Annotated in this window: 15 protein-coding genes and 2 tRNA genes; 8 read left to right on the top strand and 9 right to left on the bottom strand. The window is 36.4% G+C overall.

Going from position 1 to position 20,448, the window contains the following annotated elements; all coding sequences use genetic code 11:
* Window positions 1–117 precede the first annotated feature (117 nt).
* Together ACXX8U_RS10850 and serB are read left to right on the top strand one after the other, a co-directional pair.
* Window positions 118–528 (top strand): SRPBCC family protein, encoded by a 411-nt coding sequence (locus tag ACXX8U_RS10850; RefSeq protein ID WP_458565859.1) that lies wholly within the window; start codon window positions 118–120, stop codon window positions 526–528.
* 239 nt (window positions 529–767) lie between these two features.
* Window positions 768–2,000: a phosphoserine phosphatase SerB gene (gene serB / locus ACXX8U_RS10845; RefSeq protein ID WP_458565858.1), complete on the top strand. Its 1,233-nt coding sequence runs from the start codon at window positions 768–770 to the stop codon at window positions 1,998–2,000.
* A 30-nt stretch (window positions 2,001–2,030) separates the two neighbouring features.
* On the opposite strand, the gene ACXX8U_RS10840 is transcribed toward serB, so the two are convergent.
* Window positions 2,031–3,539, bottom strand: coding sequence for a GH3 auxin-responsive promoter family protein (locus ACXX8U_RS10840; protein ID WP_458565857.1), 1,509 nt, complete (start codon window positions 3,537–3,539; stop codon window positions 2,031–2,033).
* Window positions 3,540–3,684: 145 nt separating this feature from the next.
* On the opposite strand from ACXX8U_RS10840, the gene ACXX8U_RS10835 reads away from it, so the two are divergent.
* The gene (locus ACXX8U_RS10835; protein WP_458565856.1) at window positions 3,685–4,479 is read left to right on the top strand and encodes a DUF2797 domain-containing protein; all 795 of its coding nucleotides are present in this window, start codon (window positions 3,685–3,687) and stop codon (window positions 4,477–4,479) included.
* Window positions 4,480–4,710: 231 nt separating this feature from the next.
* Here ACXX8U_RS10835 and ACXX8U_RS10830 read toward each other — a convergent pair whose 3' ends face one another.
* Both ACXX8U_RS10830 and sppA read right to left on the bottom strand, forming a co-directional pair.
* Window positions 4,711–7,329 carry an AsmA family protein gene (locus ACXX8U_RS10830; protein WP_458565855.1) on the bottom strand — a complete coding sequence of 873 codons (2,619 nt, stop codon included), beginning with the start codon at window positions 7,327–7,329 and terminating at the stop codon, window positions 4,711–4,713.
* 167 nt (window positions 7,330–7,496) lie between these two features.
* On the bottom strand, window positions 7,497–9,257 hold the full coding sequence (gene sppA, locus ACXX8U_RS10825; RefSeq protein WP_458565854.1) for a signal peptide peptidase SppA: 1,761 nt from the start codon (window positions 9,255–9,257) through the stop codon (window positions 7,497–7,499).
* 139 nt (window positions 9,258–9,396) lie between these two features.
* Here sppA and folK point away from each other — a divergent pair, with 139 nt between their 5' ends.
* Window positions 9,397–10,542 (top strand): 2-amino-4-hydroxy-6-hydroxymethyldihydropteridine diphosphokinase, encoded by a 1,146-nt coding sequence (gene folK / locus ACXX8U_RS10820; protein WP_458565853.1) that lies wholly within the window; start codon window positions 9,397–9,399, stop codon window positions 10,540–10,542.
* A 15-nt stretch (window positions 10,543–10,557) separates the two neighbouring features.
* Here folK and ACXX8U_RS10815 read toward each other — a convergent pair whose 3' ends face one another.
* The 3 genes from ACXX8U_RS10815 to ACXX8U_RS10805 all read right to left on the bottom strand — a co-directional run bounded on the left by ACXX8U_RS10815 (window position 10,558) and on the right by ACXX8U_RS10805 (window position 13,803).
* Window positions 10,558–12,717 carry a T9SS type B sorting domain-containing protein gene (locus ACXX8U_RS10815; RefSeq protein WP_458565852.1) on the bottom strand — a complete coding sequence of 720 codons (2,160 nt, stop codon included), beginning with the start codon at window positions 12,715–12,717 and terminating at the stop codon, window positions 10,558–10,560.
* 15 nt (window positions 12,718–12,732) lie between these two features.
* Complete coding sequence (locus ACXX8U_RS10810; RefSeq protein WP_458565851.1) at window positions 12,733–13,284, bottom strand: RNA methyltransferase; 552 nt, start codon at window positions 13,282–13,284, stop codon at window positions 12,733–12,735.
* A 69-nt stretch (window positions 13,285–13,353) separates the two neighbouring features.
* Window positions 13,354–13,803, bottom strand: coding sequence for a DUF1573 domain-containing protein (locus ACXX8U_RS10805; protein WP_458565850.1), 450 nt, complete (start codon window positions 13,801–13,803; stop codon window positions 13,354–13,356).
* Between the two features lie 158 nt (window positions 13,804–13,961).
* Here ACXX8U_RS10805 and mutS point away from each other — a divergent pair, with 158 nt between their 5' ends.
* The 4 genes from mutS (at window position 13,962) to ACXX8U_RS10785 (ending at window position 17,381) form a co-directional block, all read left to right on the top strand.
* Window positions 13,962–16,598: a DNA mismatch repair protein MutS gene (mutS, locus tag ACXX8U_RS10800; RefSeq protein ID WP_458565849.1), complete on the top strand. Its 2,637-nt coding sequence runs from the start codon at window positions 13,962–13,964 to the stop codon at window positions 16,596–16,598.
* Between the two features lie 142 nt (window positions 16,599–16,740).
* Window positions 16,741–16,813, top strand: a tRNA-Gly gene (locus tag ACXX8U_RS10795).
* 15 nt (window positions 16,814–16,828) lie between these two features.
* Window positions 16,829–16,914 (top strand) — tRNA-Leu (locus ACXX8U_RS10790).
* Window positions 16,915–17,033: 119 nt separating this feature from the next.
* The gene (locus tag ACXX8U_RS10785; protein ID WP_166133199.1) at window positions 17,034–17,381 is read left to right on the top strand and encodes a YegP family protein; all 348 of its coding nucleotides are present in this window, start codon (window positions 17,034–17,036) and stop codon (window positions 17,379–17,381) included.
* 136 nt (window positions 17,382–17,517) lie between these two features.
* Here ACXX8U_RS10785 and ACXX8U_RS10780 read toward each other — a convergent pair whose 3' ends face one another.
* From ACXX8U_RS10780 to ACXX8U_RS15150, 3 genes are all read right to left on the bottom strand, one after another.
* A complete protein-coding gene (locus ACXX8U_RS10780) occupies window positions 17,518–17,751 on the bottom strand; it encodes a PG1828 family lipoprotein (RefSeq protein WP_210787831.1) in 234 nt (77 codons plus the stop codon).
* Window positions 17,752–17,922: 171 nt separating this feature from the next.
* On the bottom strand, window positions 17,923–20,121 hold the full coding sequence (locus ACXX8U_RS10775) for a S46 family peptidase (RefSeq protein ID WP_458565848.1): 2,199 nt from the start codon (window positions 20,119–20,121) through the stop codon (window positions 17,923–17,925).
* A gap of 76 nt (window positions 20,122–20,197) precedes the next feature.
* On the bottom strand, window positions 20,198–20,365 hold the full coding sequence (locus tag ACXX8U_RS15150; RefSeq protein ID WP_505307832.1) for a DUF8622 domain-containing protein: 168 nt from the start codon (window positions 20,363–20,365) through the stop codon (window positions 20,198–20,200).
* Window positions 20,366–20,448 lie beyond the last annotated feature (83 nt).

Genomic DNA, 20,448 nt, shown 5'->3' with positions numbered 1-20,448 from the left:
TAAAATATAAAAACCTGTTCATTCATTTGAGCAGGTTTTTTTTGTTAATTTTAAAAATGAGAATCGATTTTAATTATTTTGTATTTTTATAATTCTAATTGATAAAAGCAACTTCAAATGATAACAGTACAAAATACTATAAACGCTTCCATAGAACAAGTATGGGAAAAATGGACAACACCACAACACATCATGAAATGGAACAATGCTTCTGATGATTGGCATACTCCTTTTGCAGAAAATGACTTGAAAGTGGGCGGGAAATTCAGATATACAATGGCTTCTAAAGACGGTACCATGCGCTTTGATTTTGAAGGAGTCTATACTGCTATTATAGATTTTTCGCTAATAGAATACGAAATATTAGATGGTAGAAAAGTAAAAATTACTTTTGAGCAAAATGAAACAGGTACCAAAGTGACTGAAAGTTTTAATCCCGAAACAGAGAACTCAGAAGAACTACAAGAACAAGGCTGGCAGGCTATTTTAGATAATTTTAAAAAGTATGTTGAAGCGGCAAGTATTTAATTTTTTTACAATTCATAGCCTGGAAGTTGATCACCTCATACGGTAGAAAAACCTAGATTACATTTTTTGGTTTACGATATAAATTGCGATTTTCGTAAAAACAGCAACCTGTTCATTCGTTTGAGCAGGTTTTTTTGTGCTTAAATTGTCGGATTTGTTTTTGTGAGCAAAAAGGAATTTTATTTTTTTTTATCCCCTTTCAATTGTCGATTTTTGTTTGGTATTTTAAAGCCAATCGCATGCAAGTAGCAGATAAAGAAGTCATTTTATTAAAAGTTTCAGGTCAAGATAAACCTGGAGTAACCGCTGGTTTAACTTCTATTTTAGCAAATTATGACGCTATTATTTTAGATATAGGTCAAGCCGATATTCATGATACACTTTCACTGGGAATTCTGTTCGAAATCAAAGCTGGCTCTACATCGGGACCTGTTTTAAAAGATTTATTGTTCAAAGCGTATGAATTGGGTGTGAAGGTGAAGTTCATTCCCATTTCTATCGAAGATTATGAAATTTGGGTCAAAGGACAACGCAAGCAGCGCTACACAATTAATGTTTTGGGCGAAAGCCTGACTGCGGTGCAAATCGCTGCTGTGACTCGTATTTTATCCAATCAAAACTTGAATATTGATGCGATCAAACGCCTTACAGGAAGAGTATCTATAATCGAAAAAGAAGAATTTCCTCGTGCTTGTATTCAGCTTTCGGTAACGGGAACAATAGTTGACAAGTCGTTTATGACGGCTAGTTTTATGGAAATTTCTCGAACTTTAGATGTAGATATTTCATTTCAAGAAGACAATATGTACCGACGAAACCGCCGCCTGGTGTGCTTTGATATGGATTCGACGCTCATACAAACAGAAGTAATTGATGAATTAGCAGAGCTTGCTGGAGTAGGCGAGCAAGTGCGTGCCATAACCGAATCAGCCATGAACGGCGAAATTGATTTTAGCGAAAGCTTCAAACAACGCATGGCTTTGCTTGAAGGTTTGAGTGAAGACGTGTTACAAACTGTGGCCGAAAATTTACCCATAACCAAAGGTGCGCATCGCTTGATGAAAGCCTTGAAATATTATGGTTACAAAACGGCTATTCTATCAGGAGGTTTTACCTTTTTTGGGAAGTATTTACAGAAAGAATTGGGCATTGATTACGTACACGCCAATGAGCTTGAAATCATAGACGGAAAATTAACGGGTAATTATTTGGGCGAAATTGTTGATGGTAAAAAGAAAGCCGAATACCTGCAAGCTATTGCAGATAAAGAAGGCATTCACATCAATCAGACTATTGCAGTGGGTGATGGTGCCAATGATTTACCGATGTTGAATTTAGCAGGTTTAGGCATCGCTTTTCATGCCAAACCAACCGTAAAGGAAAAAGCCGAAAGTTCTATTTCTAGTTTAGGTCTTGACGGTGTTTTGTACCTATTAGGTTATCACGACAGGCACATTGATATGATGGAGTAGGAGGACAATTTTCTTAAGAAAATAATCTTTTTACAAGTTTTTGAGCTGCTCCAAATAATCCCTTTGATTAGATAATCTTGGTATTTTGTGTTGCCCGCCTAGTTTGCTATTGTCTTTGAGCCAATCATAAAATAAATTTTTACGGGCTACATTAATTACCAATGGGTTTAAAGTCATGTTATTGTAGCGTTTGGCCTCGTAGTCAGAGTTGAGCGCTTGTATAGACTCATCTAAAATTTTCTGAAATTGAGCTACGTCAGCAGGTGGATTTTTGAACTCAATCATCCATTCGTGAGCACCTTTTTCTTTGCCTTCCATAAAAATGGGGGCCACGGTATAATCCACCACTTCGGTGTGGGTAATTTTACAAGCTTGTGCAATCGCTTGATCCGTGTTTTCAACCATTAATTCTTCACCAAAAACATTGATATGATGTTTGGTTCTGCCTGTAACTCGAATTCTATAGGGATTTAAGGAGGTAAAGCGCACCGTATCACCTATCATGTAGCGCCACAAACCAGAGTTAGTAGTAATTACAATGGCGTAGTTTTTAAACAATTCAACATCTGCCAGTCGAATAATTTTTTGATTCGGCGTACCAAAAGTATCCATCGGAATGAACTCATAAAAAATTCCGTAGTCCAACATCAACAACAAATCACTAGAATAATTTAAGTCTTGAATGGCAAAAAAACCTTCAGAAGCATTGTATATTTCGTAGTATTTAAAATCCTTTTTAGGAAGTATTTTTTGGTATTGCTCACGGTAAGGTTCAAAATTAACACCGCCATGAAAATAGACCTCTAAATTAGGCCAAAGCTCCAGTAAATTGCCTTTGCCGGTTTCCTCTAGCATTTTATTCATTAATACCAGCATCCAAGAAGGAACACCTGCAAAACTGGTCACATTTTCGTTTTTAGTTTCGTTGATAATAGCTGCAATCTTGGTTTCCCATTCGCTCATTAATGATGTTTTGTTGCATGGCGTGCTACTAAACTCCGCCCAAATAGGCATGTTTTCTATTAATATAGCCGACAAATCACCAAAAAAAGTATTCTTGTCTTCGTAAATTTGAGAACTTCCACCTAAGCGCAAACTCTTGCCTATAAACAACTCCGAATCCTCATTATTATTCAAATACAAACACAGCAAATCCTTACTGCCTTTGTAATGACAATCTTCTAAGGCTTCATTGCTTACGGGAATAAATTTACTCTTGGCATTGGTTGTACCACTTGATTTGGCAAACCATTTTATAGGAGTTTCCCAAAAAACATTTTGCTCTCCTTGACGCGTTCGTTCAATAAGCGGTTGCAATTCTTCGTAAGTAGAAATAGGTACGCGCGATGTAAAAGTAGCATACGATTTTATAGATGCAAAATCGTATTCCTTGCCCAAAACCGTATTTTTCGAGGCTTGTATCAAGTTCATAAGCAATTCCTCCTGAACCTCGTTCGGGTATTTTAGGAATAATTCTATCTGATGAATCCTTTGCTTTAAAACCCAAGAGGCAAACGAATTAATGATTGTTAAAGGCATTTTTTTTATTTACAATTTCTAAAAGTCAGGCGCAGTTTTATAGTTTCCAATTTGAATATCGGTACACAAATACTAACTTTACAACTTTACCAAAAATAACAAAATTTGTTTAACCTAAAAATTTAAACAACAAACTTTACGAATAATGACATACGAAGGTGTACTGGCCAAAATGCAAACCGAAATGGGAGCTCCCATTCAATACTATATCGTTTTTGAAAATAGTTTTTTAAACGTCAATCAATTTTTAAACAAAAATTTTTCGATACAATTTGTAGGCTACCAATGTCTCAATTGCAACAAAAAGAAAAAGATTTTTCGTCAAGGTTTCTGTTACGACTGCTTTTATTCGAGTCCAGCCGTGGGCGATTGGATCATGAAACCCGAACTCAGCACCGCGCATCTTGGTATCGCTGATCGTGATTTGGTCTACGAGCAAAAAGTACAATTGCAGCCGCACATTGTCTACTTGGCTTTGTCGAGCGAGGTCAAAGTAGGAGTAACACGCAAAACGCAAGTCCCAACCCGATGGATTGATCAAGGCGCCAACCAAGCCATTTCAATCGTTGAGGTTCCCAATCGCTATCTTGCCGGAATCACCGAGGTCGCTTTAAAAAAACATTATGCAGACAAAACCAATTGGCGCAAAATGTTAACCAACACGATTGAGCCAGTCGATTTGGTGGCAGAACGCTTAAAATTGGAACACTTAATTCCAACCGAAGTTAAGGAGTATTTTTACAATCAAAACAACGATCTGTATGAAATGAACTACCCTGTTTTGCAATATCCCGCGAAGGTAAATAGCTTGAATCTTGATAAAACACCTCAGTTCGAAGGCAAGTTAACAGGCGTAAAAGGGCAATATTTACTCTTTGATGACGGCACCGTTTTTAATGTTCGCGGCTCCGAAGGCTATGTGGTATCCATCACCGTGTAAAACAGTTGGGCGTACCCTTTTTTAAAATAGAAAAAATTTTAAAAAAAGGTCAGGCTGTTCGCTGTATCTTTTATTTCGCTGCGCTGCATAAAAGGATGCCGCTGCCATCCTTTACGCAACATATCATAAAATACCCGTTTTAGCTTTCAATGACAAAACGCCACTATATTTCATAAAAAAAAGAGGAATTTCAAACCCATTGAAATTCCTCTTTTTTTATTGTATTCCTACCTAGTTTACCTTTGTGGTATCGGCTGGCTTCTTTTTCTTTTTAAACAAACCATTCAATAAATCAGCAGCTTTGGCTTTTACTTCTTCTTTTGTGGCTGGTTTGGTAGGCACAGCTGTTTTTGTGGTATCTCCAGGTTTTTTATTTTTATTGATATAATCCGTTATTGCTGAGGTTCCTTTTTTTACCAAACGGTCTTTTTGTTGTTTCACCAACTGGTTTGTTAATTGTGTCACAGCCGTTTTGATATCTGTTGTTATTTTTGGATTGCTAAAATTACCACCCAAAATTGCATTGATAGGCAGGTTTTCTATTTTAGCAGCTTCCGCAGGAGTTAATTTTGCTAGCAAGGCATTCGCTTCGTTACCCAAATATTTAGCCGGAACATCAAATTTTAGGTTGTAACTCATGCTTTGATCAAAACCGTGTGTTCCGCCAATTGTAGCTTTGATGTCTTTGTACTTAATGTCAAATGGTTTGATATTTACTTTACCATCTTTAAAGGTGATTGCTGCTTTGATGTCATTCAAATTAATTTTGCTTACATCTACAAACTTAATGTTCGACCCAATAGCTTTCAATAAAGTCGAATTTTTATCATTGACAGTTGATGATAACAGTTGGCCTAATAAATCACCGGTCAAAGTCTTTAAGTCAGGCGTAAACTCGATGGCATCTAAATTTCCGTTTAGTTTAATATTCGAATTCAAACGGCCGTTAATAATTCCCGCAATTGGAGCAATTTTCTTCAGCATTTCCAATTGTGTAAATGACTGCGCAATATCGACTTGGTTTAATTTTAAATCCATATTAAATACAGGTACTTTTCCTTTTGTAGAGACCGCTCCGTTCACTCCAATTGTTCCACCAAAAATAGAGGTTTTCACATTTTCGAGTGTTACCTTTTGATCTCTCACAATTAACTTTCCTGCTACATTTTTTAGCTTTAGGTTGTCATACAATACCGTATTGGCTTTTGCGCTAAGCGTACAATTTAAAAAAGCAGGGATTTTCATAGCCTCGGCTTTTTTTCCAGGAGTGTTATCTTTTGCAGGTTCTTCAGTCGTCATAAAATCGTCTACCGCCAATTGATTTGACGACATGAAAAAGTTTCCTTTTAACTCCTGATTTCTAAAAATAAAACCATAAAAGTTTTCCAGAATTCCACTTACGCTAATATCACTTTTTCCAGTTGTGGCATTCAATTGTTTCAAATTTACTTGACTTGGATTGAATTGTACTACCGCCGTACTAATGTTCATGGTTTTACCATTTTCATCAGCATATTTAAAGCCAGACAAGCTCATGATACCCGCATTATTTATCTTTTCATATTCACTTTTTTCAACACTTTGCATGTCAAATTTTGTGGTAACATCGGCTTTTAAAATTCCAGATAATGGTTTGTCAAGCTTGATAGGGTAGGCCTTAGATAGATTTGCTAAATTGATAGTTCCTTTCAATGCGGCATCAACTATTGCGTTTTGGGTGATGTTTTTGATGTTTGCTTTGGCATTAAATACATCTTGATCAATTTGAAACGAGAGTTTATCTAAGTTGACATAAGTGTCATTAAGAATTCCGGTTTCATTGATAATTTTAGTATCAATAACAATTTTTTCAACCGTTTTAGGCAAGTTCGGGTATTTGAAAGAAGCATTATGGGAGGCAATGGCAATATTGAATTTGGGCACGCTGGTATCAGAGTATAATCCTTTTGCAAAACCAACAATGGTAAAATCACCTGTGGTTTGTACATTGTCTAAACTAGCTGCATAGGCCGCTGGTATCACACCCAAAAAGTTTTTAAATGACGAAGTTGGTGTTTTAAATTTCAAGTAGTATTCTTGTCCTGCATCAGCAATTTGTATGAAGCCATCAAATTCTAACGGAAGTTGATTGATTAATGCCTTGTTTTCTTTAAAGCTGTATTTGCTGTTTTTTAAATCGATTCCTAATACGGCATCAAGTGTTAATGCTACTTGATTCATGTAATTCAATTTATCCAGATTCAAGCTCACCTTAGCTGTAGTTTTGGTTGTTAAGTCTAGTTTTTCAGATGCAAAATCACCTGTACCTTCATGATTCAAGCTGTCAATAACCATTTTAATTTTTGAACTTTCGTCAAAATAGCGAAACTGAAAATTCTCAATTTTGTATTCTTGAATTTTTAAGGCCAGCGGATTACTTGTTGAGGCCTCTTCTTTTTTAGCATCTTTAAGCGCAATATCAAAGTTTCCAACACCATCTTTGTTAAAAATAATGTTGATCAGTCCGTCTTTTGAGGTAACTCCATCAATAGCAATAGCTTCTTTTTTATCTTTAAAAAGTTCTTTAATTGACATTTTAAGGTTGACTTCTCCCAGTGAAACCAAAGTGTCTCCTGCGAAGGGTGCTTTATTGATGATAACTAGTTTTTCAAGCGTTACATTAGCATTTGGAAAGTTTTTGAATAAACTTAAATCGGCATCGGCAAAGGATACCGTCGCGTCAACTTTTGCATTAATGGCATCAGTAATTTTTGCTTTTATTTGATCTTTAAATAAAAAGGGTGCTGCAAATAATGTTGCTATTAGCAACAAAAGGACTATACCTACTATTTTTAAAATTTTCTTTACCATGTGATGTTGCTTATTTTGAATTGCTTACCAACTACTTTATTGTACAAAAATACTGGATTTTGACTTTCTATCTTTCTAATGTTTTCATAAAAGCTTATATGATTTAAAGAAAAACCCGCTAAAGTAATGACAATAGCGGGTTTAAAAGTATTTTCAATCTTTTTAATTTAATTCATTTTGATTGCAAATGGAAGCATGGCTTGCACGCCTTGTCTGGCTTGAAGTTTTTTAATTTCGTTCAACATGCGATAGTTTTCTTCTCCTATTTCCTCTTTAATAAAACGCTCTTTTGATTGTGCAAAAGGGAATCCTGCTAGTAAATCATCGAAATTTTTGTCGTATTCTGGATAGTTTTGAGTTCGGTACTCTTTTACTTTTGCTAACGATGCCGCTTTTGCAATAGCATCATCCAAACCACCAATCTTATCTACAAGACCAATTTTTAGTGCTTCAGCTCCAGTCCAAACGCGTCCTTGTGCAATGCTGTCTACTTGTGCAAACGACATTTTTCGGCCCTGAGCTACTCGAGTTACAAAAGTTTTGTATATATGTTCAACACCTTCAAGCGTTACGGCTTTGAAATTTTCATCCAATGGTACAAACGGACTGTAATCAGCAGCGTTCGAGTGGGTTTTTACTTGTTCTGTATTAATACCAATTTTGGTAGCTAGAGTTGTAAAGTTAGGTAACACCCCAAATACGCCAATTGATCCTGTAATTGTACTTTCTTCGGCAAAAATAGTATTTGCATTACAAGCGATGTAGTAGCCGCCTGATGCCGCAAAATTACCCATAGATACTACTATTGGTTTGACTTTTTTAGTCAACTCAATTTCTCTCCAAATCAAATCAGAAGTTAAGGCGCTTCCACCGGGACTGTCAATACGCAAAACAATTGCTTTCACGTCTTTATTAGTTCTAGCTTCTTGTAAAGACCTGCGCATGGAACCTTCTCCAATTACAGTTACATCTCCTTCGCCGCCCATAATTTCGCCTTGCGCATAAATGATGGCAATTTCGTTTTTAGCGCTATTTACACTTGCAGTTGTTGCTGTTTTTTGAGCATAATCAAGTATCGAAACACTGTTGTAATCCTCGTCTTTATCGACTTTTAATGCTTTTTTAATGGCATCATGGTAAACATCTTCGTAAGCAATTACGTCAATTAGTTTTTGAGCCTTTGCCATTTCTGGCGTACGACCTAAAAGACCGGTAGCAATTTCATTCAATTTTGCCACACTTAAATTTCTGCTTTTTGCGATGTCTTTTATCATTGAATTCCAAACAGAGGTCAATAATGCAGTAGTTTGCTCTCTATTGGCTTCGCTCATTTGGTTTTCTAGGAAAGGTTCAACCGCACTTTTGTATTTACCATGACGAATAACCTCCATTTTTAAACCTGATTTTTCTTGAAAATCTTTAAAAAACATAATCTCTGAAGACAATCCTTTAAAATCCATTTCGCCCACTGGATTCAAATAAACGGTATTAGCAACCGAGTTCAAGTAGTATTCTTTCTGTGAGTAGGTATTGCCGTAGGCCATTACAAATTTACCTGACTGTTTAAAGCTTTCTAAGGCATCTCGTAAAGCTTTAGTCTGAGCCATTCCTAAAAACGAGTTGTTATTTAAAATAGAAATACCTTTGATATCATCATCCGTTTTTGCAGCCTCGATAGAATTAATGATGTCAATTACACCTATTTTTTCATTTTCTGAAAAAGCAGTAACCCAAGGATCGTTGTATTTACCAGCATAATCATTTTGAACGTTTTCCAGATTCAATTCAATAACTGAATTATTATCTACCACAACTCCATCAGATTCACCACCAAAAATGGTTCCTATTAAAACGATTCCAAAAAAGAATAACATAAAAAAGACAAATATCCCAATGACAGTTGCCAGTACATTTCCTAAAAATCTCATATAATTTATTTTTTGTATAAGTCGCAAAATTCTTGAAATGTTACAGTACAGTTGTATAGGATTTCAAAAATTAAGCAAGTAAAAGTGGGCGCAAATATATTCCTAATTCTAAAATTCTTTTAGTTAATTTGCATCAATTATGAAATCACAGCATCAAGTTATTCTATCTATAGGCAGCAATCAAGGCGATCGCTTGGCTTCGATTGAGCAGAGTCTTCAATTGATTCATCAACAAGTGGGCACTATTTTGCGTGTTTCTAGATTGTATCAATCACCTGCGTGGGGTTTTGAAAGCGATGATTTTTATAATTGCGCTGTCGTGATACATACGTATAACAGCGCACACAAAGTTTTGACCCAAGTTCTGAAAATTGAAAAACAATTGGGTAGGTCTCGTAATGGTACAGCTGGCTATGCTGCCCGAACTATTGATATCGATATTATTGCTTTTGATAACGAAGTAATTCAGTCTGAAAAATTACAAGTGCCGCACCCATTAATGCAAGATCGTAATTTTGTACTGTTGCCTTTACAAGATTTAAATTTAGATTGGGAGCATCCCGTTTTGGGCAAGACAATAACCCAAATGGTATCGATGTCAACCGATGTCAATGCTTGTACTGTTGTGCAAAATATGACACAACCTTTGCAAAGTATCCCGCTTGAACGCTACAATTATGTTGCTTTCGAAGGAAATATTGGAGCCGGTAAAACCACGCTGGCAACCAAAATCGCAGAGGACTTCAACGCGAAAACCGTTTTAGAGCGTTTTGCTGACAACCCATTTTTACCTAAATTTTATAAAGATCAAAATCGGTACGCCTTTCCGCTGGAAATGTCATTCCTTGCTGATAGATACCAACAATTATCCGACGACTTGGCACAATTCGATTTGTTCAAAGATTTTTTAGTAGCCGATTATCATATTTTTAAATCCTTGATTTTTGCAAAAATCACTTTAGCAGAAGACGAATACCGCTTGTATCGCAATCTTTTTGATATAATTTACAAAGAAATGCCTAGACCTGATTTGTATGTGTACTTATATCAAAATTCAGAACGTTTGTTGCAAAACATCAAAAAAAGGGGACGCAGTTACGAGCAAAAAATTCCAGCTGATTATTTAGATAAAATCAACAGCGGTTATTTGGATTATATCAAGTCGCAAACCAATTTAAACGTACTAATCATCGATGTTTCTGATCGTGATTTTGTAAAAAATCAAGAAGACTATCTTTACATTTTGGAGGAAATCAAGAAAAAAATGCTCTCCCAAAATTTTTAACTCCTTTCTTGGCTCTTATCTTTTAAGTGAAAAGTGCCCTCTTTTTTCTGGCGATGTAGCGTCTAGCTTAAGAACAAACCAATAATCATCAGCCGGCAGAGGAATTTTATTAAAAGTGCCATCCCAAAATGTTTTGGATTGGTTGAGAACTAAAATTAATTTTCCGTAACGATCAAAAATAGAGACTTTTGCTTTTGGATAGTTGCCTAGACCTTTGATTTCCCAAATATCATTGTAAGAATCGTTATTAGGGGTGAAGAATTTAGGAGCAATAACCACTACGAAAGGTTTTGAATCAATTCCGCAACCATTTTTTTCTCGTATAAAAGCAGTTTGTAAACTACTTGGAACATTAAAAAATACATTCGAATTTTGGTAAGTAATACCATCTACAGAGTATTCGTAATAATTCTGTTCCGTTTCGGGATAAATTACAACTCTATTTTCGTTTACATCAATTCGATCTATTGTAGGCGCTAAATATTCTACAACATTAATTTTTTTAACGGCGCTGCATCCTTGGCTATTGGTTACTTTTACAGTATATGTGCCGCCCGAGGAAACTTGAATAGTTTGAGTTTGTGCACCGGTTGACCACTCATAACTGGAATTGGTGATGCCTGCATCAAGAGTTAGGTTATCGTTTTGGCACAGAATTAAATCTTCATCAATAACTGATGTAGGTGTATTGATTTCAATGGTAACAGCTGTTCTAACGCCGTCAGTACAGCTGTTGTTAAAAGCTTGTGCGTAGTAAGTAGTATTTTGTGTTACGTTGGCAAATGTTACACTAGTTCCTGTGGCAATAATTTGAGTTGAAGTAGCGCTTTCGTACCAGTTGATGATTCCTGAATTTGTTGTTGCTTGTAGAGTTACGCTGCCAGCGCCACAGCGCGTAACGGGTGAATTAGTACTTGTAATACTAGGAATTTGTTGTACGGTAGCAATTACAGCTATACGATTTGTTGGACAGCCTGCTGAAACATAATAGGTTTTAGAATTTGTTAAAAACTCGGTAGTAAAGGAAGGACCACTAAAAAGTATATTCCCGCCAGTTGGTGTGTCGAACCAGTCAATTGTACTTGTAGTGGCGGTTGCTTGAAGGCTTAGTGTTCCAGAGCCACAACGGCTATCAGGTGTAGTGGTGGTGATTTTAGCAATAGTCATGGTGGTGCTTGTTGCAATTTCAAGTACGGGATCGCCTGGCATACCACCATATTCAACAATATATCCTTTGGGTTGATAATCTCCGCTAGTATCTCCGGTGTTAGATAAATCATTCCATGAACCTGGAATTCCAACACCAGACGCTGTGATATGTGCAAAATCTTCGTTACCTGAATTGTTTGGTTCATCCCTGTTCCAGAAGGAAAATTGATTAGCGGGTGCCGATCCATTGGCGAGTCCATTCCAAAATATAGTTCCGTTTTCAGGACCAGTTACCCATTTCCAAACACCTTCGGTTTCAGCATCACTACCTCCAATCCATCCTGTTCCTTGGGCTTGCTCTCCAGATATTTGTGCTTCATCTGAAGCTGTTAATGTGGCCAAATAGCCTCGTAATCCAAAATAAGTGCTATTTTCTGCTGCTGTTTTTGCATCCTGCCAAGGAATATTTATTGCTGAAATAAATCGGTAATAATGTCCATTTCGCGGTAAGTAGTTGGCTTGTCCTAAAGTTATAGAAAAAGTGCGGGTTGTTCCCGCTGGATTCAGGCTTGAGCTACTAAAGACAACATCCTTTACAGCGCGTACAAAATCTTGATACAATACTTTTGCACCACTTATTGGGCTTGACAGTTGTAGCTTACCTTCAGCGGAACTCCACGTAGCAATTATAGTGGGGTGCATACCGATGTTAGTTAGTGTAAGTAGATCTTGTCCGTTAGCGTAACCACCAGTAATTTGTATGTAAACTGCTTCTGTTCTTATGTCAGTTGCATCGGCGCCAGTAATGGTAATATCAGTAACTACATTTAAGGGACTTCCTGGGCAAAATATTTGATTCCCACTTGCTGCTATTCGAGGGGAGTTAACGGTAAGAGTTGTTTTTGTTTTTTTAGAAATTGAGTCACTTTCTCTTTTAAAAATGGAAACAGTAATCGCTGCGTTTGCTATCAGTGGACCAAATACGAGGAAAACTACCGCTATTTTTAAGAAAGTATTTAATTTCATGTGACGTAATTTACTTTATAGAGCCGTTTGGTTAACTGGCCAATGTAGTTTTTGAAATAAATCCCAAATCACAATTCCGGCACTCACCGCAATGTTCAACGAATGTTTGGTGCCCAATTGCGGAATTTCTATTGAGCCATCGCATAGTGCCACTGCTTCTTGTGAAACTCCGTGAACTTCATTTCCAAACACAATTGCATAGCGTTTTTGAGGTTCTATTTTAAAATTTTGCAATAAAATTGCACTTTCTACTTGCTCAATTGCAAGTGTTGTAATATTGTCATCTTTCAGTTTAGTGATTACGTCAAGAACGCTTTCACAATGCTCCCAAGCTACTGTTTCGGTAGCGCCAAGAGCTGTTTTATGAATTTCTTTGTTAGGAGGTGTGGCTGTAATACCACAGAGATAAATTTTTTCGATCAAAAACGCATCCGAAGTACGAAAAACAGAGCCAATATTGTGTAGGCTTCTTACATCATCAAGAACTACAATGAGTGGTGTTTTTTCTGATTGTTTGAAATCAGCAATCGATTTTCGGTCTAACTCGCTATTTTCTAGCTTTCTCATATTTTGTATTTTATCAAAAAAAAAGCTTCCAGATGGTTATGGAAGCTTTTCTAGTATGTTTGGTATTTCTTAGCTTTTCGCTGCCTCAAGAGGTAAAACGTTTCCTTTGATAGTTAATGTTTTACTTGGAGTTACTGCATTTGTAGTCAAAGTAACTGTTTTTGTAAACGGTTGTCCCGCTCTTGAAGTATCATATTTTACACCAATAACACCTTTTGCACCTGGAGCGATAGGTTGTTTTGGGTATGTTGGTACTGTACATCCGCAAGAACCTTGAGCGTTTGTAATAATTAACGGCTTGTTTCCGTTATTAGTAAATACAAATTCTCTTCTTCCGTCAGAATTAGCGGCAATCGTCCCGTAATCAATAGTTTCTGTAACAAAAACCATCCCAGCGCCATTTACTTTAGCGCTAGCAATTTTCGTGTTTTTAGCTTTTAATTTTTTTGAAGTCTCTTGCGCATTCGAAGCAGTAACTCCCAAAGTAACTAGCAAGGCTAGAGCAATTATCTTTTTCATTTCTTTTAATTTTTATTATGTTAGACAAATTTATGTAATTTTTCGTTTTGTAGGCCTAATTTTTTCTTAAATAACTTGTTTAATTTTTTTGAATCTCCTCATTTTTGGCCAAAAAACTATAAATTCGCCATGAAATTAAATTTAAAAAACTAAACACATTGGCCTCTAAAGATAAAGCAGTTAAGGAAACACCGTTGATGAAACAATACAATGAAATCAAAAGGAAGTATCCTGATGCTTGCTTATTGTTTCGTGTTGGGGATTTTTACGAAACCTTTGGTGAAGATGCTGTTCGGGCTTCGAAAATTTTAGGAATTGTTTTAACTAAACGAGGTGCAGGATCTGAAGGAGAAACTGCTTTGGCCGGATTTCCGCACCATTCTTTAAATACGTATTTGCCTAAGTTGGTCAAAGCGGGACTTAGAGTTGCTATTTGCGATCAGCTTGAAGATCCTAAAATGACAAAAACGATTGTGAAACGAGGCGTGACCGAATTGGTAACACCAGGAGTTTCCCTTAATGATGAGGTGCTTCAGTCTAAAACTAATAATTTTTTGGCAGCCATTTATTTTGCCAATAAATCGATTGGTATTGCATTTTTAGATGTTTCAACGGGCGAGTTTTTAACCGCTCAGGGCAATGCAGAATACATTGACAAATTACTTCAAAACTTCAACCCAAGTGAGGTTTTGATTCCGAAAAATAAAAAAGTAGAATTTAAAGAAACCTTTGGCGAAGATTTTCACTGTTTTTATCTTGAAGATTGGATTTACAAACAGGACTACGCATTTGAAACTTTAACCAAACATTTTCAAACAGTTTCCTTGAAAGGATTTGGAGTAGAGGAGCTGTCTGACGGAATTATCGCATCTGGAGCTATTTTGTATTACCTCTCAGAAACGCAACATAATAAAGTACAACATATTACTTCAATTCAGCGTATTGCTGAAGATGCTTATGTTTGGATGGATCGTTTTACCATTCGTAACCTAGAATTATACCATAGCTACAATCCAAATGCGGTCACATTGCTTGATGTAATTGATAAAACGCTTTCGCCAATGGGTGGACGATTACTCAAAAGGTGGCTAGCTTTGCCTTTAAAAGACAGTCATAAAATAAAAGGTCGACATGAAGTGGTGGCTTATTTGAAAAATAATCAAGAAGTTTTAAGAGATATTCAAAACCAAATCAAGCAAATTTCTGATTTGGAGCGATTGATTTCAAAAATTGCTGCCGGAAAGGTGTCGCCTCGTGAGGTAGTGTACTTGAAGGAATCGTTAGACGCGATAGTACCTATCAAAAAGTTGGCTTTGGCTAGCCCGCAGGAAGCTGTGAAAATTATCGGTGATAGTTTGCATGGTTGCGATTTGCTTCGTGAAAAAATAAATACGGTATTAAATCAAGATGCGCCAGTGGCTATTGCCAAAGGAAATGCAATTGCTACCGGCGTGCATGCAGAGTTGGATGAGTTAAGAGCAATTTCAACTTCAGGGAAAGAATTTTTAGAGGGTATTGAAAAACGCGAATCACAAGCAACAGGGATTTCGTCATTAAAAATATCATTTAATAATGTTTTTGGTTACTACATCGAAGTGCGAAACATGCATAAAGATAAAGTTCCTACCGAATGGATTCGAAAACAAACCTTGGTAAACGCAGAACGTTATATCACAGAAGAATTAAAAGAATATGAAACTAAGATTTTAGGCGCCGAGGAAAAAATTCACAAAATAGAAGTGGAGTTGTTCGAGCAATTGGTGGCTTGGATAGCAACTTACATCAAGCCTGTACAAATGAATGCTAATTTGATAGCGCAATTGGACTGCTTGTGTTCATTTACGCAACTCGCCATCGAAAATCAATATGTGTGTCCTGATTTAGATGAGAGTTTTGAGTTGGATATCAAAAGCGGTAGGCATCCTGTTATCGAAAAGCAATTGCCTGTAGGTACGCCATATATCGCTAATGATGTTTTTTTAGATCGCGATACGCAGCAAGTTATCATGATTACAGGGCCGAATATGTCGGGTAAGTCGGCTATTTTGCGTCAAACAGCTTTAATTGTATTGCTGGCGCAAATGGGAAGCTTTGTTCCTGCAGAGAGTGTTCGAATGGGCGTTGTAGATAAAATTTTTACGAGAGTTGGAGCAAGTGATAATATTTCGATGGGAGAATCTACTTTCATGGTTGAGATGAATGAAACGGCATCTATCTTGAATAACATCTCAGATCGAAGTTTAGTTTTATTAGACGAAATTGGTCGTGGAACGAGTACCTATGACGGAATTTCTATTGCTTGGGCTATAGCCGAGTTTTTGCATGAGCATCCTGCGCAGCCTAAAACGTTGTTCGCAACACATTATCATGAATTGAATGAAATGAGTGAATCACTAACTCGAATTCAAAACTATAATGTGGCTGTAAAAGAATTAAAAGACACCGTTCTTTTTGTTCGAAAATTGGTAAAAGGAGGAAGTGCTCATAGTTTTGGAATTCACGTGGCTAAAATGGCTGGAATGCCGCAAATAGTGATTTTAAAAGCACAAAAACTACTCAAGAAGCTTGAAAAAAATCATTCTAGTGAATCGCTAAACGGGAATTCAGTAGCAAAACGTGGCGCTAGTTTAAAAGAAGCGCAAACTGAAACCATGCAAATGAGTTTTTTCAACCTTGATGATCCTTTGCTAGAAGAAATAAAAGAGGAAATAATCAGTCTTGATATTAACACCATAACGCCTATGGAGGCGTTAATGAAACTCAATGAAATTAAAAGAATGTTGACTCGAAAATAATTTCTCTTTTTAAGCACACGTTATCAGATTGTTATCATTTTTGTTTAATTTTTTTAAAAAAAAGGCTTGTTTAATTCAATAAATGTCCTAAATTTGCAACCGCAATACAGAACAAGTGTTGTAGTTCTTACAAATACAAAACGCGAAAATAGCTCAGTTGGTAGAGCGCGACCTTGCCAAGGTCGAGGTCGCGGGTTCGAGCCCCGTTTTTCGCTCAAACACCTCTTAATGCTCGGATGGTGAAATTGGTAGACACGCTGGACTTAAAATCCAGTGAACAGCAATGTTCGTGCGGGTTCAAGTCCCGCTCTGAGTACAAAAGCCCCTTCAATTGAAGGGGCTTTTTTTATGGCCGAAAGTCAGAGTGTGTTTTGTTTTGATTGACAAAGAGGTAGAGTAATCAAACAAGGTTTAATTTTATAAATACAATCAAATATGGGGGCTTTTGTGATAAGCAAGCGCTACAATGACGAGTATAAGTTTGTTTTTACCTCAAGGAAAGGAAAAGTGATTTTTACAAGTTTGAGTTACGAATTGAAGTTCGAAGCAGAGGAAGCTATTGAGCATTTTAAAAAAGTACTTTCGTCAGCTGATTTTTTAAAATTTAAATCAACTAGTGGTAAGTTTTTTTTTAAAGTGGTTCTTGAAGGGCATCATTTTGCTACTAGTCGAAAATACACAACAGCTTTGCGTTTGCAAAAAGGTATTGATGAAATTGTGAAATATGGCTCGGCAGCAGAGATCTTGGATTTCTCAACCAATGACTGTATTTTTTTAGATTAAAAGAAAAGAGTCTTGAAAACGATAACGTATTCAAGACTCTTTTTTGTTTTGCGACATGAAATTATTTCATTTTATGGCATAAAAAAGCCATCTCGCTAAGCGGATGGCTTTAAAATCTTTAGAATTTAGATTCTAATTATTTTTTTACAGCTTCAGCAGCTTCTGTAGCAACCTCAGCAGCTTCAGTTCCAGCAGCAGCAGCAGAATCAACTACTTGAGCAGCAGAATCAACAACTTGTGCAGCAGAATCAACTACCATAGCAGCAGAGTCAACAGCAGTTTCAGTTCCTTCAGCAGGAGCATCAGCTTTTTTACAAGAAACAACAGTTAATACAGCAACAGCAGCTAAACTTAAAAATACTTTTTTCATCTTAATTTAATATAAAGGTTAATTATTAATTCGTGGCAAAGATATAAATTTTTTAATATGGAAAATATTTTTTCATTTATTTTTTAAAAAATATTATTCTTTCCCAGTGTCCAGCAAATTTACAATTATTGTGCCAGTTTTTGCACATCAAATGCAATTTTTTTTAAAGTTTTATTTGGACTTTTTTTCTGACTGCTTTTGTTTTAATGGTTTATTTATCAATGTCTTGTCTTTTTTTGGATGTACAAGCTTTAATTCGGCCATTAAGTTTTTTGCACCAGCGTATTTGTCTATGATAAATAAGACGTATCTAATGTCTACCATAATGTTTCTGCAGATACTAGGATCATAGTAAATATCACTCATTGTACCTTCCCATACACGGTCAAAATTTAGTCCAATCAAATTACCGTTTGCATCCACCGCAGGGCTTCCTGAGTTACCTCCTGTAGTATGATTTGTTCCAATGAAACAAACGGGCATTTTACCGGTAGCATCGCTGTAACTGCCGTAATCTTTGTTTTTGTACAACTCCACTAATTTTGAAGGAACATCAAATTCATAATCTCCAGGAATGTATTTTTCCATAACACCTTCTAGGTAAGTTACAGGAGTGTATAAAGTAGCGTCTTTTGGTTCGTAACCCTTTACTTTTCCGTAGGTAACACGCAAGGTACTATTAGCATCTGGAAACAAACGACCGTTAGCATTAAGTTCTAATTGCGCCTTCATATACGTGCGCTGCAAAGCAGTTATCGTTTGGTTGATTTCATCGTATTTCGGAGCAATTTGAGTGTTGTAACTATCCGCAAGTTCTTTTACCAATTGGTAAGCCGGATCTTTTCTTAGGTTGGCTAAAGCAGTAGCCGCATCACCAGAAAGTAATTCTTTTAAGCCCGCGTAGCTAGTGATTTTAGAAGTGCTGTATATAGCGGTAGCTAGTTTTTTTGCATCAACATTAGCTAGACTATTTGGTAAAAATTGTTGTGGCGATTTTGTAGCGTACAATGCAATCAATTGTTCAAAAACTTTTTCATCAACAGTTGCATTGAAGTTTTTATAAAAATCAGCTAAGCCACCTACTAAATTATTTTTTCGATCATTAAAGGCTTGTTCACCTCTTGCGTTGTAAACTTGCTCTAGTTGGTACAAGCGGTAAGCAGCACTTAACAACTCAGTGTTGCGCTGTACGGTTTCCATAAAATAATCTCTAGCAAGCGCGTAAGGAGCAATTGCTGCGTAGTTCTTGTCAAAATCAGCAAGTAAGGTTCCGTATTCTTTTTCTTTACCAGCTTTTTTTACTTTTTCTTGAAAAGTTTTTTCGTCATTGCGTTTTACAGCTACCGCATTCGATTTTTGAAGCCCTTGGGTTTCACCAATCCATTTTTTCCAATAATTAGCAATACTAGCATATTTAGAGGCATACTGAATTTTAATAGCATTGTCTTTACGCATGAATCCATCGGCTACTTTTAAGGCTTTATCACGAATTTCAATTTTTGCAGGATTAAGTTCGTTGACAATTTGTTCGATGGCTATAGAAGGTAGGTATTCATTGGTTTTTCCTGGATAACCAAAAACAAGGGTAAAATCATCTTCGGCAACACCGTCAAGCGAAATTGGTAAAAAGTGTTTTGGAGTGTAAGGTACATTGTCTTTGGAATATTTTGCGGGACGATTGTTCTTGTCAGCATAAATTCTGAACAACGAAAAATCTCCTGTATGACGTGGCCAAACCCAATTGTCTGTATCAGACCCAAATTTTCCTATTGATGTAGGTGGAGCACCAACCAAACGCACATCAGAAAAAGTTTCTGTTACAAAAAGAAGGTATTGATTGCCCTCATAAAACGTACGAATTTTGTTTTCTTGCCAAGATTCTTTCGGGAAAGAGGCGCTCAAGCGAGTGATGTTTTCTTGAATTTTTTTCTGTTTGTCGGCTTCGTTTGTAAGTGTCGCAGTGCCTTCAAGGATTTGCGTAGTTACGTCTTCAATTTTCACCATAAAAGTAACAGTTAAACCTTCGTTTGGCAATTCGTCTTCCATTTTATAGGCCCAAAATCCATCAGCTAAATAATCTTTATCAACTGAGGAGTGCGATTGAATTTGCGAATAACCGCAGTGGTGATTAGTAAGCAATAAACCTTTTGGCGAAATCACTTCAGAAGTACAGCCACCGTTAAAATGCGGCACTGCATCTTTCATGCTAGATTGATTCACATCATAAATGTCTTTGATTGACATTTTCATGCCTAGATTCTTCATTTCGGTTTCATTCATTCCTTTCAATAAAGAGGGAATCCACATACCGCCTTGTTGCGCTTGTGTTTGAATGACAAATAGTAATAAAAACAATTTTAAAAATTTCATTGGTATATAATTTAGTTTGAGAAAAGTGTGATACAAATGGATGATTGATTTGAAATATAATGGAACAGAAAATGACTCAATGTCGTTTTCCTTTCCAAGTTCCTCCGTATTTATATTGAGGCAATGATTTTGATTTTTCGCAGCAAGATTGACAAACGAAAATCCAATTTTTTCCCGAGGCGATTTGAACCCGAAACAGTGTACTGGCTGCAATAGAGCAAATTTCACATATTTTGGTTTTCATTTTATTAGCTCAATAGCGACGTTTCCTTTTTAAAATCAATACTTCCTTTTGAATAGGTTTCTACAAAACGAATCAATTTAGTA

This window comes from Flavobacterium sp. GNP001 (assembly GCF_054343775.1).
The sequence above is the reverse complement of the archived record's forward strand: the minus strand, read 5'-3'. Positions and strand labels throughout refer to the sequence as shown.

Coding starts and splice junctions, on each gene's coding strand:
- ACXX8U_RS10850 (WP_458565859.1), top strand. CDS start 118: ATGATAACAGTACAAAATACTATAAACGCTTCCATAGAACAAGTATGG.
- serB (WP_458565858.1), top strand. CDS start 768: ATGCAAGTAGCAGATAAAGAAGTCATTTTATTAAAAGTTTCAGGTCAA.
- ACXX8U_RS10840 (WP_458565857.1), bottom strand. CDS start 3,539: ATGCCTTTAACAATCATTAATTCGTTTGCCTCTTGGGTTTTAAAGCAA.
- ACXX8U_RS10835 (WP_458565856.1), top strand. CDS start 3,685: ATGACATACGAAGGTGTACTGGCCAAAATGCAAACCGAAATGGGAGCT.
- ACXX8U_RS10830 (WP_458565855.1), bottom strand. CDS start 7,329: ATGGTAAAGAAAATTTTAAAAATAGTAGGTATAGTCCTTTTGTTGCTA.
- sppA (WP_458565854.1), bottom strand. CDS start 9,257: ATGAGATTTTTAGGAAATGTACTGGCAACTGTCATTGGGATATTTGTC.
- folK (WP_458565853.1), top strand. CDS start 9,397: ATGAAATCACAGCATCAAGTTATTCTATCTATAGGCAGCAATCAAGGC.
- ACXX8U_RS10815 (WP_458565852.1), bottom strand. CDS start 12,717: ATGAAATTAAATACTTTCTTAAAAATAGCGGTAGTTTTCCTCGTATTT.
- ACXX8U_RS10810 (WP_458565851.1), bottom strand. CDS start 13,284: ATGAGAAAGCTAGAAAATAGCGAGTTAGACCGAAAATCGATTGCTGAT.
- ACXX8U_RS10805 (WP_458565850.1), bottom strand. CDS start 13,803: ATGAAAAAGATAATTGCTCTAGCCTTGCTAGTTACTTTGGGAGTTACT.
- ACXX8U_RS10785 (WP_166133199.1), top strand. CDS start 17,034: ATGGGGGCTTTTGTGATAAGCAAGCGCTACAATGACGAGTATAAGTTT.
- ACXX8U_RS10780 (WP_210787831.1), bottom strand. CDS start 17,751: ATGAAAAAAGTATTTTTAAGTTTAGCTGCTGTTGCTGTATTAACTGTT.
- ACXX8U_RS10775 (WP_458565848.1), bottom strand. CDS start 20,121: ATGAAATTTTTAAAATTGTTTTTATTACTATTTGTCATTCAAACACAA.
- ACXX8U_RS15150 (WP_505307832.1), bottom strand. CDS start 20,365: ATGAAAACCAAAATATGTGAAATTTGCTCTATTGCAGCCAGTACACTG.